General features: G+C 67.2%; 11 protein-coding genes and 2 pseudogenes. 12 read left to right on the forward strand and 1 reads right to left on the reverse strand.

Annotation, left to right across the window (positions count from 1 at the left end; genetic code table 11):
• The first annotated feature begins 18 nt into the window (after window positions 1-18).
• The 5 genes from Q8O26_RS12440 to Q8O26_RS12460 all read left to right on the forward strand — a co-directional run bounded on the left by Q8O26_RS12440 (window position 19) and on the right by Q8O26_RS12460 (window position 4,879).
• On the forward strand, window positions 19-438 hold the full coding sequence (locus Q8O26_RS12440; RefSeq protein ID WP_305576025.1) for a rhodanese-like domain-containing protein: 420 nt from the start codon (window positions 19-21) through the stop codon (window positions 436-438).
• 79 nt (window positions 439-517) lie between these two features.
• Complete coding sequence (gene ruvC / locus Q8O26_RS12445) at window positions 518-1,012, forward strand: crossover junction endodeoxyribonuclease RuvC (protein ID WP_305576027.1); 495 nt, start codon at window positions 518-520, stop codon at window positions 1,010-1,012.
• A gap of 141 nt (window positions 1,013-1,153) precedes the next feature.
• Window positions 1,154-2,329, forward strand: a complete 1,176-nt coding sequence (locus tag Q8O26_RS12450; RefSeq protein WP_305576029.1) for a phosphoserine transaminase — start codon at window positions 1,154-1,156, stop codon at window positions 2,327-2,329.
• A gap of 241 nt (window positions 2,330-2,570) precedes the next feature.
• Window positions 2,571-4,163: a phosphoglycerate dehydrogenase gene (serA, locus tag Q8O26_RS12455; RefSeq protein ID WP_305576031.1), complete on the forward strand. Its 1,593-nt coding sequence runs from the start codon at window positions 2,571-2,573 to the stop codon at window positions 4,161-4,163.
• 266 nt (window positions 4,164-4,429) lie between these two features.
• Complete coding sequence (locus Q8O26_RS12460; protein WP_305576033.1) at window positions 4,430-4,879, forward strand: hypothetical protein; 450 nt, start codon at window positions 4,430-4,432, stop codon at window positions 4,877-4,879.
• Here the strand turns inward: Q8O26_RS12460 and Q8O26_RS12465 are convergent, their stop codons facing one another.
• The gene (locus Q8O26_RS12465; RefSeq protein WP_305576035.1) at window positions 4,880-5,764 is read right to left on the reverse strand and encodes a DMT family transporter; all 885 of its coding nucleotides are present in this window, start codon (window positions 5,762-5,764) and stop codon (window positions 4,880-4,882) included.
• Window positions 5,765-6,060: 296 nt separating this feature from the next.
• Between Q8O26_RS12465 and Q8O26_RS12470 the strand changes: the two genes are divergently transcribed.
• From Q8O26_RS12470 to Q8O26_RS12495, 7 genes and pseudogenes are all read left to right on the forward strand, one after another.
• Window positions 6,061-7,092 carry a substrate-binding domain-containing protein gene (locus tag Q8O26_RS12470; RefSeq protein WP_305576037.1) on the forward strand — a complete coding sequence of 344 codons (1,032 nt, stop codon included), beginning with the start codon at window positions 6,061-6,063 and terminating at the stop codon, window positions 7,090-7,092.
• A gap of 94 nt (window positions 7,093-7,186) precedes the next feature.
• The gene (pstC, locus tag Q8O26_RS12475) at window positions 7,187-8,566 is read left to right on the forward strand and encodes a phosphate ABC transporter permease subunit PstC (RefSeq protein ID WP_305576039.1); all 1,380 of its coding nucleotides are present in this window, start codon (window positions 7,187-7,189) and stop codon (window positions 8,564-8,566) included.
• Window positions 8,559-9,050, forward strand: a pseudogene (locus Q8O26_RS20760) (DUF3333 domain-containing protein); the annotation flags it as partial. The gene pstC and the pseudogene Q8O26_RS20760, both read left to right, overlap by 8 nt.
• 540 nt (window positions 9,051-9,590) lie before the next feature.
• Window positions 9,591-10,397, forward strand: a pseudogene (gene pstA / locus Q8O26_RS20765) (phosphate ABC transporter permease PstA); the annotation flags it as partial.
• Between the two features lie 34 nt (window positions 10,398-10,431).
• Entirely contained in the window at window positions 10,432-11,250 is an 819-nt protein-coding gene (gene pstB / locus Q8O26_RS12485) for a phosphate ABC transporter ATP-binding protein PstB (protein ID WP_305576043.1), read from the forward strand.
• An 87-nt stretch (window positions 11,251-11,337) separates the two neighbouring features.
• Complete coding sequence (locus tag Q8O26_RS12490) at window positions 11,338-12,987, forward strand: mucoidy inhibitor MuiA family protein (RefSeq protein ID WP_305576045.1); 1,650 nt, start codon at window positions 11,338-11,340, stop codon at window positions 12,985-12,987.
• 227 nt (window positions 12,988-13,214) lie between these two features.
• Entirely contained in the window at window positions 13,215-14,504 is a 1,290-nt protein-coding gene (locus Q8O26_RS12495; protein ID WP_305576047.1) for an adenylosuccinate synthase, read from the forward strand.
• Window positions 14,505-14,525 lie beyond the last annotated feature (21 nt).

The raw sequence follows: 14,525 nt of genomic DNA on the forward strand, positions 1-14,525 counted from the left end.
ACACGAGGAGACAAGACCATGCCCAGCACCGTAACCCGGATCCCGGCTGCGCCCCCAGCCGAAGCCGAGGCTCATTTCGCCGCCGAATTCACCTTCGAGGCCGACTGCTGGGACGTTCACGAAGCCATGAGCCAGGGGGCCGACTTCGTGCTTCTGGACGTGCGCGGGCCGGCGCTGTTCGCAGCGGGCCATGTTCCCGGCGCGATCAACCTGCCGCATGGCAAGATCATCGCGTCGAAGATGGCGCATTGGCCGGAAGGCACACTGTTCGTCACCTACTGCGCCGGGCCCCACTGCAACGGAGCCGCCCGCGGCGCCCTGCGGCTCGCGCAACTCGGCCGGCCCGTCAAGATCATGGCCGGCGGGGTCACCGGCTGGCTCGACGAGGGTTTCGCGCTGGAGACGGCAGGTGCCGCCGAGCCTCCGCCGGATCGCTGATGACAGCCCTCCCCGGCATGGTGAGCCTCGCCACGATCAGCGGTGGCTGATCATGGCGATCGAGGCCTAGATTGCAGCGATGAGTCCCACGATTCGCATTCTCGGCATCGATCCTGGCCTCCGCCGCACTGGCTGGGGCATCATCGACGTCACCGGCAACCGCCTCGCCTTCGTCGCCTGCGGCACGGTGACGTCCGACGACAAGGCCGAGCTCGGGCCGCGGCTCGCCCAGCTGCACCGCGGCCTTTCGGACGTGCTCGCCGCCTGGTCGCCGGACGAGGCGGCGGTGGAGCAGACCTTCGTCAACAAGGATGCGGGGGCGACCCTGAAGCTCGGCCAGGCCCGCGGCATCGCCATGGTGGTACCGGCGCTGGCCGGGCTTTCCGTGGCCGAATACGAGCCGAACAAGGTCAAGAAGTCGGTGGTCGGCGCCGGCCATGCCGAGAAGAACCAGATCCACATGATGATCGGCATCCTGCTGCCCAAGGCCGCCCCGAAGACGATGGACGCCGCCGACGCGCTGGCCATCGCCATCACCCATGCCCATCACCGCACAGGGTCGGGGAGGCGTTGAGCCGGCTCCCGGTGCTCGGGAGCGGGCGGACATGCCCGCATGGACTGATCCTCCTTGACCGCCGGGGCGCATGCGCCTATCCCGGTCGGCGGGACATACCCCCCCAACGGGGTACGCCCATCTGTGAGGATGGAGATCCAAATGGCGACAACCGCCCCGACTGCGCGTCCGCGCGTGAATACCTTTTCGTCCGGCCCCTGCGCCAAGCGCCCCGGCTGGTCCCTCAAAGCTCTGGCTGATGCGCCCCTCGGGCGGTCTCACCGTGCCAAGATCGGCAAGGCGAAACTGAAGCTCGCCATCGACCTGACGCGCGAGGTGCTCCAGGTGCCCGCCGGCTACCGGATCGGCATCGTGCCGGCCTCCGACACCGGCGCGGTCGAGATGGCCATGTGGTCGATGCTTGGCGCCCGCGGCGTCGACATGGTCTCCTGGGAGAGCTTCGGCGAGGGCTGGGTCACCGACGTGGTCAAGCAGCTGAAGCTTGCCGATGTCCGCACCATCACCGCCCCCTATGGCGAGTTGCCGAACCTGAAGACGATCGACACCAGGAACCGTGACGTCGTCTTCACCTGGAACGGCACGACCTCGGGCGTGCGCGTGCCGAACGCCGACTGGATCGCCGCCGACCGCCAGGGCCTGACCATCTGCGACGCGACGTCTGCGGCCTTCGCCCAGCGGCTCGACTGGGACAAGCTCGATGTCGTCACCTTCTCCTGGCAGAAGGTGCTCGGCGGCGAGGCGGCCCACGGCATGCTGATCCTCTCCCCGCGCGCGGTCGAGCGGCTGGAGACCTACAAGCCGGCCTGGCCGCTTCCGAAGATCTTCCGCATGACCAAGGGCGGCAAGCTGATCGAGGGCATTTTTGAAGGCGAGACCATCAACACGCCGTCGATGCTCTGCGTCGAGGACTATATCGACGCGCTGAAATGGGCGCAGAAGGTCGGCGGCCTCGACGGGCTGGTGAAGCGCGCGGATGCCAACACCCGCGTCATCGCCAAGTTCGTCAAGGAGAACGACTGGATCGACTTCCTGGCGGTCAAGCCGAAGACGCGCTCCAACACCTCGGTGTGCCTCAAGTTCACTGACCCGGCCGTGACGGCGCTTCCGGCCGATGCCCAGGCGGCGTTTGCCAAGGGCATTGTCGCGACGCTGGAGAAGGAAGGCGCAGGCCTCGATCTCGGGCACTATCGCGATGCGCCTCCCGGCCTGCGCATCTGGTGCGGTGCGACGGTGCAGGCGCGTGATCTCAAGGCGCTGATGCCGTGGATCGCCTATGCCTTCGCCACCGAGAAGGCCAAGCTGAAGAAGGCGGCGTAAAGCTGCCGAAGAACCCTCTCCCGAAGCGGGGGAGGGTGCCGCCGTCACGCGCCGGGTGAGGGAACTGCCTCGTCCGCACGGACGGCCGGCCGCCGCGACTGCCTACGCTTCACTTCCCCTCACCCGGCTGCTCCGCAGCCACCCTCTCGCACAAGGGGAGAGGGTCGGTCGGAGCCCTTCCCCTTTGCCCGCGCCCGAAGGCGCACCTTCTCCGCAACAGGAGGAGGCCGTGGAGCCCATCATGACCAAACCCCGCGTTCTCATTTCCGACGCCCTGTCGCCCGCCGCCGTCCAGATCTTCAAGGACCGCGGCATCGACGTCGACTTCCAGCCGGCCCTCGGCAAGGACAAGGATAAGCTCGCCGCCATCATCGGCGACTATGACGGCCTCGCCATCCGCTCGGCGACCAAGGTGACGCCGGCGATCCTCGCCAATGCCACGAAGCTGAAGGTGATCGGCCGCGCCGGCATCGGCGTCGACAATGTCGACATCCCGAACGCCACATCCAAGGGCGTCATCGTGATGAACACGCCCTTCGGCAATTCGATCACGACGGCCGAGCACGCCATCGCCATGATGTTCGCCATCGCCCGCCAGATCCCCGACGCCGACCGCACGACCCAGGCGGGGCAGTGGGAGAAGAACAAGTATATGGGCGTCGAGCTGACCTCGAAGACGCTGGGCGTCATCGGCTGCGGAAATATCGGCTCCATCGTCGCCGACCGGGCCCTCGGCCTGAAGATGAAGGTCATCGCCTTCGATCCCTATCTGTCGCCCGAGCGGGCCGTCTCCATCGGCGTCGAGAAGGTCGAGCTGGACGAACTGCTGCGCCGCGCCGACTTCATCACGCTGCATGTGCCGATGACGGCGCAGACGAAGAACGTCCTCTCCCGCGAGGCGCTCGCCAGGACCAAGAAGGGCGTTCGCATCATCAACTGTGCCCGCGGCGGTCTGGTCGACGAGCAGGCGCTGCGCGACGCGCTTGATGCCGGCCATGTGGCGGGCGCGGCCTTCGACGTCTTCGCCGAGGAGCCGGCGACCGCCAACCCGCTCTTCGGCCATCCCAACGTCATCTGCACGCCGCACCTCGGCGCCGCCACGACGGAGGCGCAGGAGAATGTCGCGCTGCAGGTGGCCGAGCAGATGTCGGACTACCTTCTGTCGGGCGCCATCACCAATGCGGTGAACTTCCCCTCGATCTCGGCGGAAGACGCGCCGAAGCTCAGGCCCTTCGTGGCGCTCGCCGAGAAGCTCGGTTCCTTCCTCGGCCAGCTCACGGAAGCGCCGATCAAGGGCATCCGCATCGAATATGAAGGCAAGGTCGCCGACCTCAACGTCCGCCCGCTCACCGCCGCGGCGGTGACCGGCGTGCTCCGGCCCTTCCTGTCCGACATCAACATGGTCAATGCCGTGCCGATCGCCAACGACAAGGGCATCACGGTGGACGAGGTGAAGCGCGAGGCGCCGGGCGGCAATCTCGAGAGCCGCATCATGATCACGGTGGAGGCCGAGGACATGCCGCGCCATGCCGCTGGCACTGTTCTCGCCGACGGCAAGCCGCGCATCGTCGAGATCCGCGCCATTGCCATGGACGCGGAGTTCGCCGACCACATGCTCTATGTGCGCAACGACGACAAGCCGGGCTTCATCGGCCGCTTCGGCTCGTTGCTCGGCGATGCCGGCGTCAATATCGCGACCTTCAATCTCGGTCGCGACAAGCCGGGCGGCGACGCCATCTGCTTCGTGGCGGTGGACGAGCGCATCTCGGACGACCTGCTCGCCCAGATCCACGCGATCCCGCAGGTGAAGCGCGCCCGCCGCCTGGCGTTCTGAGGGGCGTCGCGCGCCGTCATAGGCCCCACCCTTAACCTCCCCTCGCTGCCGCGAGGGGAGGGGGACTACCGCGTCGCGCCCAGCCCGCCCGGTCGAGCCTGGCACAAGGTGCGAAACGACTGTGAGCGGCTGAAGCCCCCCTCCCCGCGCAGCGGGGAGGGTGAGGGTGGGGCCCTGCTTCACGATCAAAACCGCAGTCGCGATCCAGGCCCCGCCCGCCACGGCCTGCGCTACACTCGCACGACCCGATTCGCCGGAACCTGCCCATGTACGTGCTCGCCCGTCTGTCCTTCGGCTTCGTCGTGGGGGCCCTCGCGGTTGTTCTCGCCCTGCAGGGTGCGGTCTGGCTGATGGGCCAGGTCGGCATGGCCGCCATCCAGCTCTTCCCGATGCGGGCGCCGCTGCCGGCGACCCTGCCGGGGCTCACCCAGCCGGCGATCATCGGCGGGCTCTGGGGTCTCCTGTTCATCCTGATCTGGGACCGCTGGGGCCGCCAGGGCATCGTCAAGGGGGCCGGCTTCGGCACGCTCTTCGGTCTCGTCGGTCCCGGCCTGGTGCTCTGGGTCGTCTGGCCTGCGCTGCGCGGTGCGGCCTTGTTCGAGGGCGGCAATGCCGGGCGGATCGTCGCCGGCGCGGCCCTGGCTGTAGCCTTCGGCATCGGCCTTGCCTGGATCGGCCAGATCCTCAACGGCTACATGCGCTACGCGGCGCGCTGATCAGCGCTTGCCGCTCTCGGCGATGGCGATGCCGCCCAGCACCAGCAGTAGCGCCACGGCGTGGTACCAGGCGAAGACCTCGCCGAGGATCAGCGGCCCGAGAATGGCCGCCCAGACCGGCACGAGATTGACCCAGAGACCCGCCCGGCCCGGCCCGATCAGCTCGACGCCGCGCATGAAGAAGATCTGGGCGACGAAGCCCGGCAATACCGCGACATAGAGGATGATGAGCCAGCCGTTGAGGTCCGGCCATTGCGCCGTGCCATGGGCCATCTCGGCAGCGAGCAGCGGCAGCGACGAGATGAACGCCACCAGCGCCAGCGCCATGAAGAAGGGGCGCGGCGAGATGGCGGGGCGGTTGCGCAGCGCCACCGTGTAGGCGGCATAGCCGAGGCAGGCGACCAGCATCAGCACGTCGCCGAAATTGAAGGCGAGCCCGGTCAGCACGGCGAGATCGCCGCGCGCCGCCAGCAGGGCGATGCCGGCGATGGTCACGACGATGCCGATGGCCTGCAGGGCCGTCACGGCGGTGCGATGGACGAGATAGGCGCCGGTCAGAACCATCACCGGGATCGATCCCTGGATGATGCCGATGTTGACGGCGGTGGTGTAGAGGGCGGCGAGATAGAAGAGGGCGTTGAAGCCGGTGAAGCCGACGACGCCCAGGATGACCAGCCATTTCCAGTTGGCGCGGATCTGGGGCCATTCACGCAGAAAGGCCGGACCGGCGATGGCGATCATCAGCGACAGCGTGCCCACCCAGCGCAGCGTCGTCAGCATCATCGGCGAGACATGGCCGATGGCCAGGCGGCTGGCGATGGCGTTGCCCGCCCAGATCAGGGTCGTGGCGGCGAGAATGAGGTAGGGGCGGTCGTAAAGGCGCATGCGCTCGAAAAACCCTGCTGGATTCGCACTATAGCGCCGCTATCCGCTGTCCGGCAGCCATGCCCGACGCAGCCGAGCAATGCCGCCCCAGAGATTAACGCCGAGTCATCCGGTCTTTGCGACAAATTGGATAGATATAGGCTATCTATATGAAAAATATAAGCAATCTATTTCATCTTTCTGTCAAGCAGAGGTCATAGAAGTATCGCGCAGCGGCCCTATCCAATGGCTGCATCCCTTGTCCGCCCCGCGCACTGAGGCGCAGGACGAGGTTCCTCCAGGGACAGGAGCATCCTGTGAAACTCTCTTTCTTCCTTTCGGCCGCGGTCTTCGCGATCGGCGGTACGGTTCTCGCCACGGCGCCGGCGAATGCCCAGGCCCGTGACCGCATCCAGATCACCGGTTCCTCGACCGTGTTCCCCTTCACCACCACGGTTGCGGAGCGCTTCTCGCAGCGCGGTGGCCGCGCGCCGATCGTCGAGTCGACCGGCACCGGTGGCGGCATGCGTCTGTTCTGCGCCGGCGTCGGCCTGAACACGCCCGACATCACCAATGCCTCGCGCCGCATCACGCAGAACGAGTTCAACACCTGCAAGACCAACGGCGTCGACATCGTCGAGCTGCAGATCGGCTTCGACGGTATCGTCCTGACCAATTCCAAGCTGGGCCCGAAAATGCAGCTCACTCTCGAGCAGCTCTATCTCGCCCTCGCCGCCAAGATCCCGAACGCCCAGGGCCAGCTCGTCGACAACACGAACCGGAACTGGTCGGACATCGCGCCGAACCTGCCGAACGTGAAGATCGAGGTCATCGGGCCGCCGCCGACGTCCGGCACCCGCGACTCGTTCAACGAGCTCGGCCTGCTCGCCGGCTGCCAGGAGCACGCCAAGCGCCGCAACATGCAGATCGCCAGCCGTGAGTGCCAGCAGATCCGCGCCGACGGCGGCTTCATCGAAGGTGGCGAGAACGACAACATCATCGTCCAGCGTCTCGTCGCCAATCCGACGGCCTTCGGTATCTTCGGGTACTCGTTCCTCGAAGAGAACCACGACAAGGTTCAGGGCGCCGTGCTCGGTGGTTACGAGCCGACGGTCGATAACATCCAGAGCGGCAAGTGGCCGATGGCCCGCTCCATGTTCGTCTATCTGAAGAAGAACCACATCGGCACCGTTCCGGGCCTGCAGGACTTCTTCAACGAATATGCTTCCGAGCAGGCCATGGGTGAAGACGGCTACCTCGAGAAGAAGGGCCTCGTCCCGAGCCCGGCCGCCGATCGTGCACGGTTCCGTGCCGGTGTCGCGGCCGCGACCTCGATGGCCGGCCTCTGATCTCTCGCTGACACGCTCAAAGGGGTCCGGCTTCGGCCGGGCCCCACCGCCGGATGAGCCGGTGTGCTGACTTCGATCGCAGTGGAGGGCTTTCATGTTCCTGACCTTGTTCGGCCTCATCCTGGCGATTGCAGTCGTCTGCTTCTATGTCGGCCGGAACCGCGCCGTCGCCGTTTCCGGAGCCAATTTCAGCGCGCTCCATTCCCTGCCCAGCTACCACGGATGGTGGCTGATCCTGATGGCTGCCGGTCCAGCCTTTGCGGTTCTGGTGCTCTGGTCGATCATCAGCCCCTATGTCCTACGGCCCTTGATGCTCTCCCAGTTCGCACCTCAGCTGGCGGAGTTCAGTGCCGCCCAGCTTGACGGGTTCTGGCGCGATATCCAGGCCATCGCCGGCGGCGGGACGCCCGGGGTTCGCGATGCCTTCCGTGAAGAGGCAGCGACCGCCTATCAGTCGGTCAACCGCATGTCGCTCACCGGCATGATCGCATTGATGCTCCTTCTCGGGGCCGGTGGCTTCTACTTCGCGTGGAATGCGATCGCCGTGCACTTCCGGGCCCGTCACAAGGTCGAGGCGGCGATCAACGTCTTCCTGGCGGCATCCGCGACCGTCGCGATCCTGACGACAGTCGGCATCGTCATGTCGCTGCTGTTCGAATCGCTGCGCTTCTTCTCGATGGTCAACCCGATCGACTTCCTGTTCGGCACCACCTGGACGCCGCAGCAGATGGCCTTCCGTCCCGATCAGGTCGGCGGAACCGCCGCCTTCGGCTTCATCCCGCTGCTCACCGGCACGCTGCTCATCACTTTCATCGCCATGATGGTGGCGGCCCCGCTCGGCATCCTCGCCGCCATCTACCTGTCCGACTATGCCTCGCCGCAGGTTCGCGCTGTCGGCAAGCCGATCCTCGAACTCCTCGCCGGCATCCCGACGGTGGTCTACGGCTTCTTCGCCGCACTGACCGTCGCGCCCTTCATCCGCAACAGCGGCCAGGCCATGGGTCTGGACGTGTCGTCGGAGAGCGCTCTGGCTGCCGGCGTCGTCATGGGCATCATGATCGTGCCCTTCGTGTCCTCGCTTTCGGACGACGTCATCAACGCGGTGCCCCAGTCGCTGCGTGACGGTTCGGCCGGCCTCGGCGCCACCAAGTCGGAAACCATCCGCAGGGTCGTGCTTCCGGCCGCGCTGCCGGGCATCGTCTCGGCCCTGGTTCTGGCCGTGTCGCGCGCCATGGGCGAGACGATGATCGTCGTCATGGCGGCCGGCATGGCCGCCAACCTGACGATCAATCCGCTGGAGGCGGTGACCACCATCACCGTGCAGATCGGCACGTTGCTGACCGGCGACCAGGAGTTCGACAGCCCCAAGACGCTGGCGGCTTTCGGCCTCGGCCTCTCGCTGTTCGTCATCACCCTGTCGCTCAATCTCGTCGCCCTGCGCGTCGTCAACAAGTATCGGGAACAGTATGACTGACGCCTCGCTGCCTCGGATCGCCACCGATATCCACACCAACGACGCGGCGCAGAGGCGGCTCAAGGCACGCTATCGCGGCGAGTTCATCTTCCAGGCTCTCGGTGCCGGCGCTGTCGCCATCGCCGCAGGCTTCCTTGTCCTCTTCCTCTCGACGATCGTCGGCCAGTCGATCCCGGCCTTCACCCAGCACTACCTGAAGCTGGACGTCGAGCTGAAGCGCGAATACCTCAACCCGCAGAACGCGTCGGGCGACGACCTGACTCGGGCTATCGGAGCGGCCAATTTCGACGCCATCGTGAACGGCAGCCTGCGGGGCTATTTCCCGTCCGTCACCGACCGGGTCTCCCGCCGGGCGCTCGGCGCGATCATGTCGTCGGGTGCGCCCTCGATGGTTCGCAACGACGTGCTCGCCAACCCGACCGCGATCGGCACCACACGTCAGATCTTCGTGCCGCTGCAAGCGAATGCCGACCTCTATCTCAAGGGCCAGGTCTCGCCGGTCGAAGTGACCAGGGGAGCCGGTGAACTGGGCGTGTCGGGCACGTCCGGGCAGGTCCAGCTGTCTTCCACGGTCAACAATTTCGCGCCGCTGCTGGCGGCGGTGAAGACCCAGCTCCAGGGCGAAGCTGCGCGGCTGCGCGTCGATCTCGCCGGCAAGGAGCGCGTGCTCGTCATCCTGGAACGGGATGCAGGCGTGCTGCAGCGCGGCCTCGCGACGGTTCCGGAAGCCGATCGCGCCCGCCTCCAGGGCCGTGTCGAACAGGAAGCCGGCCAGGTCGCCGCTACCCGCTCGGAGATCGCGCAGCTTCGCCAGCGCGTCGCCGCTCTCGAGGTCCGCATCAGCGGCGCCGACAGGCCCGAGGCTCTCGACAACGCGCTGTCCAGCTACCTCATCCGCATCAACGGCGGCGTGATCAAGCTGACGACGGTGCAGAGCTCCAATGCGACCGGGCTGGTGATCCTGCCGCCGCGCAGCACCGACGTGGCCAAGGCCGGCGAATGGGAAGTCATCCGCATTGTCCAGCCGGAGGCCAACCGGCGGCTCAGCGACCGCGAGATCGCCTATCTCGACTCTCTGAAGCAGCGCGGCCTCGTCGAGCAGCGCATCTCGCGCGAGTTCTTCTTCGGCGGTGCCTCGCGCGAAGCCGAGCTCGCCGGCGTCTGGGTGGCGGTGGTCGGTTCTTTCATGACCCTGGTCATCACCCTGCTGCTGAGCTTTCCGATCGGCGTCGCCGCGGCGATCTACCTCGAAGAGTTCGCGCCGAAGAACCGCCTGACCGAGATCATCGAGGTCAACATCAACAATCTCGCGGCCGTCCCGTCGATCATCTTCGGTCTGCTTGGCCTGGCGGTCTTCCTCAACATCTTCGGCATGCCGCGCTCGGCGCCGGTGGTCGGCGGTCTCGTTCTCGCCCTGATGACGCTGCCGGTGATCATCATCGCCTCCCGTGCCGCGATCCGCGCCGTGCCGCCGTCCATCCGCGAGGCGGCGCTCGGGGTCGGTGCCTCGCACCAGCAGGCCGTGTTCCACCACGTCCTGCCGCTGGCAATGCCCGGCATCCTCACCGGCACCATTCTCGGCATGGCCTCGGCCCTCGGCGAGACCGCGCCCCTCCTGCTCATCGGCATGGTCGCCTTCGTTGTCGATGTGCCCAAGGGCATCACGGACGCTTCCACCCTGCTGCCGGTCCAGGTGTTCATGTGGGCGGATTTCCCCGAGGCTGCCTTCGTCAGCAAGACGGCCGCCGCCATCATCATCCTGCTCGTGTTCCTGATGCTCATGAACGCGGTGGCCATTATTCTCCGCAAGAGGTTCGAGCGCCGCTGGTGATCGCCCGGGCGCCCACGACAAAAGGATGACGTCGATGAATTCGCTTCCCACCTTCGAGACGACGGCGGCAACGTCCGCCGTGCCGACGGCAGCGCTGCGGCCGAAGATCACGGGCCGCAACGTCAACGTCTATTATGGCGAGAAACACGCCATCAAGGACGTCAATGTCGATATCCCCGAGCGCTCGGTCATGGCCTTCATCGGCCCGTCGGGCTGCGGCAAGTCGACCTTCCTGCGCTGCATCAACCGGATGAACGACACCATCTCGGTGTGCCGTGTCACCGGCGACATCCGCATCGACGAGAAGGACATCTACGACCGCAGCCTGGACGTCGTGCAGCTTCGCGCCCGTGTCGGCATGGTGTTCCAGAAGCCGAACCCGTTCCCGAAGTCGATCTATGAGAACGTCGCCTACGGCCCGCGCATCCACGGTCTGGTGAAGAGCAAGGCCGAGCTCGACGAGATCGTCGAAACAGCGCTGAAGAAGGCGAGCCTCTGGAACGAGGCCAAGGACCGCCTGAACGAATCCGGCACCGGCCTGTCCGGCGGCCAGCAGCAGCGCCTGTGCATCGCCCGCGCCATCGCCGTTTCGCCCGAGGTGATCCTGATGGACGAGCCCTGCTCGGCCCTCGACCCGATCGCCACCGCCAAGATCGAGGAGCTGATCGACGAGTTGAAGCAGAACTTCACCATCGTCATCGTCACCCACTCGATGCAGCAGGCGGCGCGCGTGTCGCAGCGCACGGCCTTCTTCCACCTCGGCATCCTGGTCGAGGAAGGCACCACCGACCAGATCTTCACCAATCCGGTCGACACCCGGACGCGCGACTACATCACCGGCCGTTTCGGCTGATTTTCGACGGGCGGCCGCCGTGCTTCGGCCCTGCGGCGGCCCCATTCCACCGGCCTGCTGGGCGCTCCTTTCACGGAGCGCCCATCGATGAAGCCGCAGCGTCTCGCCGCCCTGACCCTCGCCCTCGTCGTGCCGACCGCCGGCGCCTCGGCCGCCGACTTCCGCCCACCTTCGCAGGTGGAAGCTGTGACGGTCTTTCCCGACGGCGCCAGTGTCACCCGGCGCTTTGCCGTCGACCTGCCGGCGGGCGAGCATGTCCTCATCCTCGACGATCTGCCCCTGACCGCCGATGCGGGCTCGCTGCGCGTCGCCGGCAGCGGCAGGGGTGACCTCGCGATCGGCTCGGTCGACGCCCGCCAGGCGCGGCCGACCGAGCGGGCCGATCCCCAGGCGGTGCAGCGGCTCGAAGCGCTGCGCGACGAACGTCTCTCCCTCGAGGACGCCATCGCCGCCGAGCGGATGCGCAAGCGCGCCGCGGAGGCGCTCATCGCGCCCGGAACCCTTTCGGCCGGCGAACGTGGCCTCGATGTCGCCGCCGCCCGCCAGGCGCTGGCCGCCGCCCACGAGGTGACGCTCGCCGCCGACCGCGCCATCCGCCAGGCCGAGCAGCGCCAGCGCGGGCTCGACCGCGCCATCGCCGAGATCGAGGCGGCCCTGAAGGCCCAGCCGCCCCGGCGCATGGAGGCGCGGGTGTCGGTCGAGGCAGGGGCACCGTTCCGCGGCGAACTGACCCTCACCTATGCCGTCCGCAATGCCCGCTGGACGCCGGTCTATGATGCCCGTCTCGTCACCTCCGGCCCCCGTCCGGCCCTCGACCTCATCCGCCGCGCCGAAATCCGCCAGCAGACCGGCGAGGACTGGGCGGACGTGGCACTGACCGTTTCCACCGCCCGGGTGGCGCGGGGAGGGGCGGTGCCAGTGCTGCCGCCGCTGGTGCTGCGCTATCAGGAGACCGAGGCGCTGCGCGACCGCAGCGGCGGCGTACCGACACCATCGGCCCTGCCGGCACCGGCCGCGCCGCCGGTGCGCCCCGGCCGATCAAATGCCGAAGCCGCGATGGCCGGCCGCGTCGCCGAGACCGAGGCTGCCGTGGACATGGGCGGCTTCCAGGCGACCTTCGCCATTCCCGGGCGGACGACGCTGGCCTCCGGCGACGGTGCGCGGGCGATCCGCATCGGGGGCGGCACGATTGCGCCGGACCTCGTCTCACGCGTCGTGCCGAGCATCGATACGACCGCCTTTCTGGAGGCCCGTTTCCGCCATGGCGAGGACGTCCCGCTCATGCCCGGGCGGGTGAATCTCTACCGCGACGGCCTCTTCGCCGGACGCACGACGCTCGCCGCGGCGACCCGCGACGATGAGGTGAAGCTCGGTTTCGGTCCCGATGACCTGATCCGCGTCGAGCATCAGGTCGTGCGCCGCACCGACGGTTCGGCGGGCCTGATTTCGACCTCTCGGACCGAGGAACGCGAGTTCCGCATCGTCCTGCGCAACGGCGCGCCCGCCGCCCGTCGCATCGTCGTGGAGGATCGGATGCCCGTCACCGAGGTCCAGGACATCGTCGTCGAACCGCTGTCCGGCATGACGGCGCCGGGGGCAAGGGACGTCGACGGGCGCCGTGGCATCGTCTCCTGGAGCGTCGAACTCGCGCCCGGCGCGAGCCGCGACATCCGTCACGGCTGGCGTCTGCGCTGGCCCTCCGAACGGCGCATCCAGCCGGTCGAGGGTCGAATGTGAGCGCGAAGCCGCGACCATCTCCGTCACTCTGACACGGCGCCGGATCTACCTTCCATCGTGGGTTGCCCCGGTCTCCCGGCGCCATCGAGTCCGCGTCCGCGGTGGACGGCCCGCCGCACGACCCTTGCCACCCCCGCAACGATCCTTTATCCGCACAGTGCAAGGGCCCCGGCGCGCCGCCAACGATGCGATGCCGAGTTTTTCCTTGCCGTGGAGGATGTTGGACCATGGCAAACGTGGTTGTCGTCGGCTCGCAGTGGGGCGACGAGGGCAAGGGCAAGATCGTCGACTGGCTTTCGAGCCAGGCCGATGTGGTCGTCAGGTTCCAGGGCGGCCACAATGCCGGCCATACGCTGGTCATCGACGGCGTCACCTACAAGCTGTCGCTGCTGCCGTCGGGCATTGTGCGCCCGGGCAAGCTTTCGGTCATCGGCAACGGGGTGGTCATCGATCCCCATGCGCTGGTCGCCGAGATCGAGCGCGTGTCGGCGCAGGGCGTGGCCATCGCCCCGGAGACGCTGCGCATCGCCGAGAATGCCTGCCTCATCCTGTCGCTGCATCGCGAACTGGACCTGCAGCGCGAAAGCGCCAGTGCCGGGACCAAGATCGGCACGACGGGTCGCGGCATCGGCCCGGCCTACGAGGACAAAGTCGGCCGCCGCGCCATCCGCATGACCGATCTCACCGATCTCGGCTCGCTGATGCCGAAGATCGAGCGGCTGCTGGCGCATCACAATGCGCTCCGTCGCGGCCTGGCCCTGCCCGAGATCGTGGCGCAGGCCATCTATGACGAACTCGCAGGCGTGGCGCCGCGCGTGCTGCCCTATGTGACGACCGTCTTCGACCTGCTGGACGATGCCCGGCGCGCCGGCAAGCGCATCCTGTTCGAGGGCGCGCAAGGCACGCTGCTCGACATCGACCACGGCACCTATCCCTTTGTCACCTCGTCGAACACCGTGTCCGGGCAGGCCGCCATCGGCTCCGGCATGGGGCCCGGAGCCCTTAATTACGTCCTCGGCATCACCAAGGCCTATACGACCCGTGTCGGCGGCGGACCTTTCCCGACCGAACTCGAGGACGAGAACGGCCAGATCATGGGTGAGCGCGGCCGCGAGTTCGGAACGGTCACCGGTCGTCGCCGGCGCTGCGGCTGGTTCGACGCGGTTCTGGTGCGGCAGGCGGTGAAGACCAACGGCATCGACGGTATCGCTTTGACAAAGCTTGATATTCTCGACGTCTTCAAGGAGATCAAGGTCTGCGTCGGCTATGAACTCGACGGCAAGCGGATCGACATCTTCCCGGCCAATCAGGACGCGCAGCAGCGCATCCGGCCGATCTACGAGACGATCGAAGGCTGGGATTCCACCACGATGGGCGCCCGGTCCTGGGGCGAACTGCCCGCCCAGGCGATCAAGTATGTCCGTCGAATCGAGGAATTGATTGGTTGTCCGGTCGCGTTACTATCGACGAGCCCGGAACGGGACGACACGATTCTGGTGCGCAACCCTTTCGAGTAAAAGTATAGGGGCGAGAAGCGA

It is taken from the genome of Phreatobacter sp. (assembly GCF_030691135.1).
GTDB lineage: Bacteria > Pseudomonadota > Alphaproteobacteria > Rhizobiales > Phreatobacteraceae > Phreatobacter.

Bases quoted from the DNA above. Each gene is read 5' to 3' on its own strand.
- pstC (WP_305576039.1), top strand. From the start codon at position 7,187: ATGTTCCTGACCTTGTTCGGCCTCATCCTGGCGATTGCAGTCGTCTGC.
- Q8O26_RS12495 (WP_305576047.1), top strand. From the start codon at position 13,215: ATGGCAAACGTGGTTGTCGTCGGCTCGCAGTGGGGCGACGAGGGCAAG.
- Q8O26_RS12450 (WP_305576029.1), top strand. From the start codon at position 1,154: ATGGCGACAACCGCCCCGACTGCGCGTCCGCGCGTGAATACCTTTTCG.
- Q8O26_RS12490 (WP_305576045.1), top strand. From the start codon at position 11,338: ATGAAGCCGCAGCGTCTCGCCGCCCTGACCCTCGCCCTCGTCGTGCCG.
- Q8O26_RS12460 (WP_305576033.1), top strand. From the start codon at position 4,430: ATGTACGTGCTCGCCCGTCTGTCCTTCGGCTTCGTCGTGGGGGCCCTC.
- serA (WP_305576031.1), top strand. From the start codon at position 2,571: ATGACCAAACCCCGCGTTCTCATTTCCGACGCCCTGTCGCCCGCCGCC.
- ruvC (WP_305576027.1), top strand. From the start codon at position 518: ATGAGTCCCACGATTCGCATTCTCGGCATCGATCCTGGCCTCCGCCGC.
- Q8O26_RS12465 (WP_305576035.1), bottom strand. From the start codon at position 5,764: ATGCGCCTTTACGACCGCCCCTACCTCATTCTCGCCGCCACGACCCTG.
- pstB (WP_305576043.1), top strand. From the start codon at position 10,432: ATGAATTCGCTTCCCACCTTCGAGACGACGGCGGCAACGTCCGCCGTG.
- Q8O26_RS12440 (WP_305576025.1), top strand. From the start codon at position 19: ATGCCCAGCACCGTAACCCGGATCCCGGCTGCGCCCCCAGCCGAAGCC.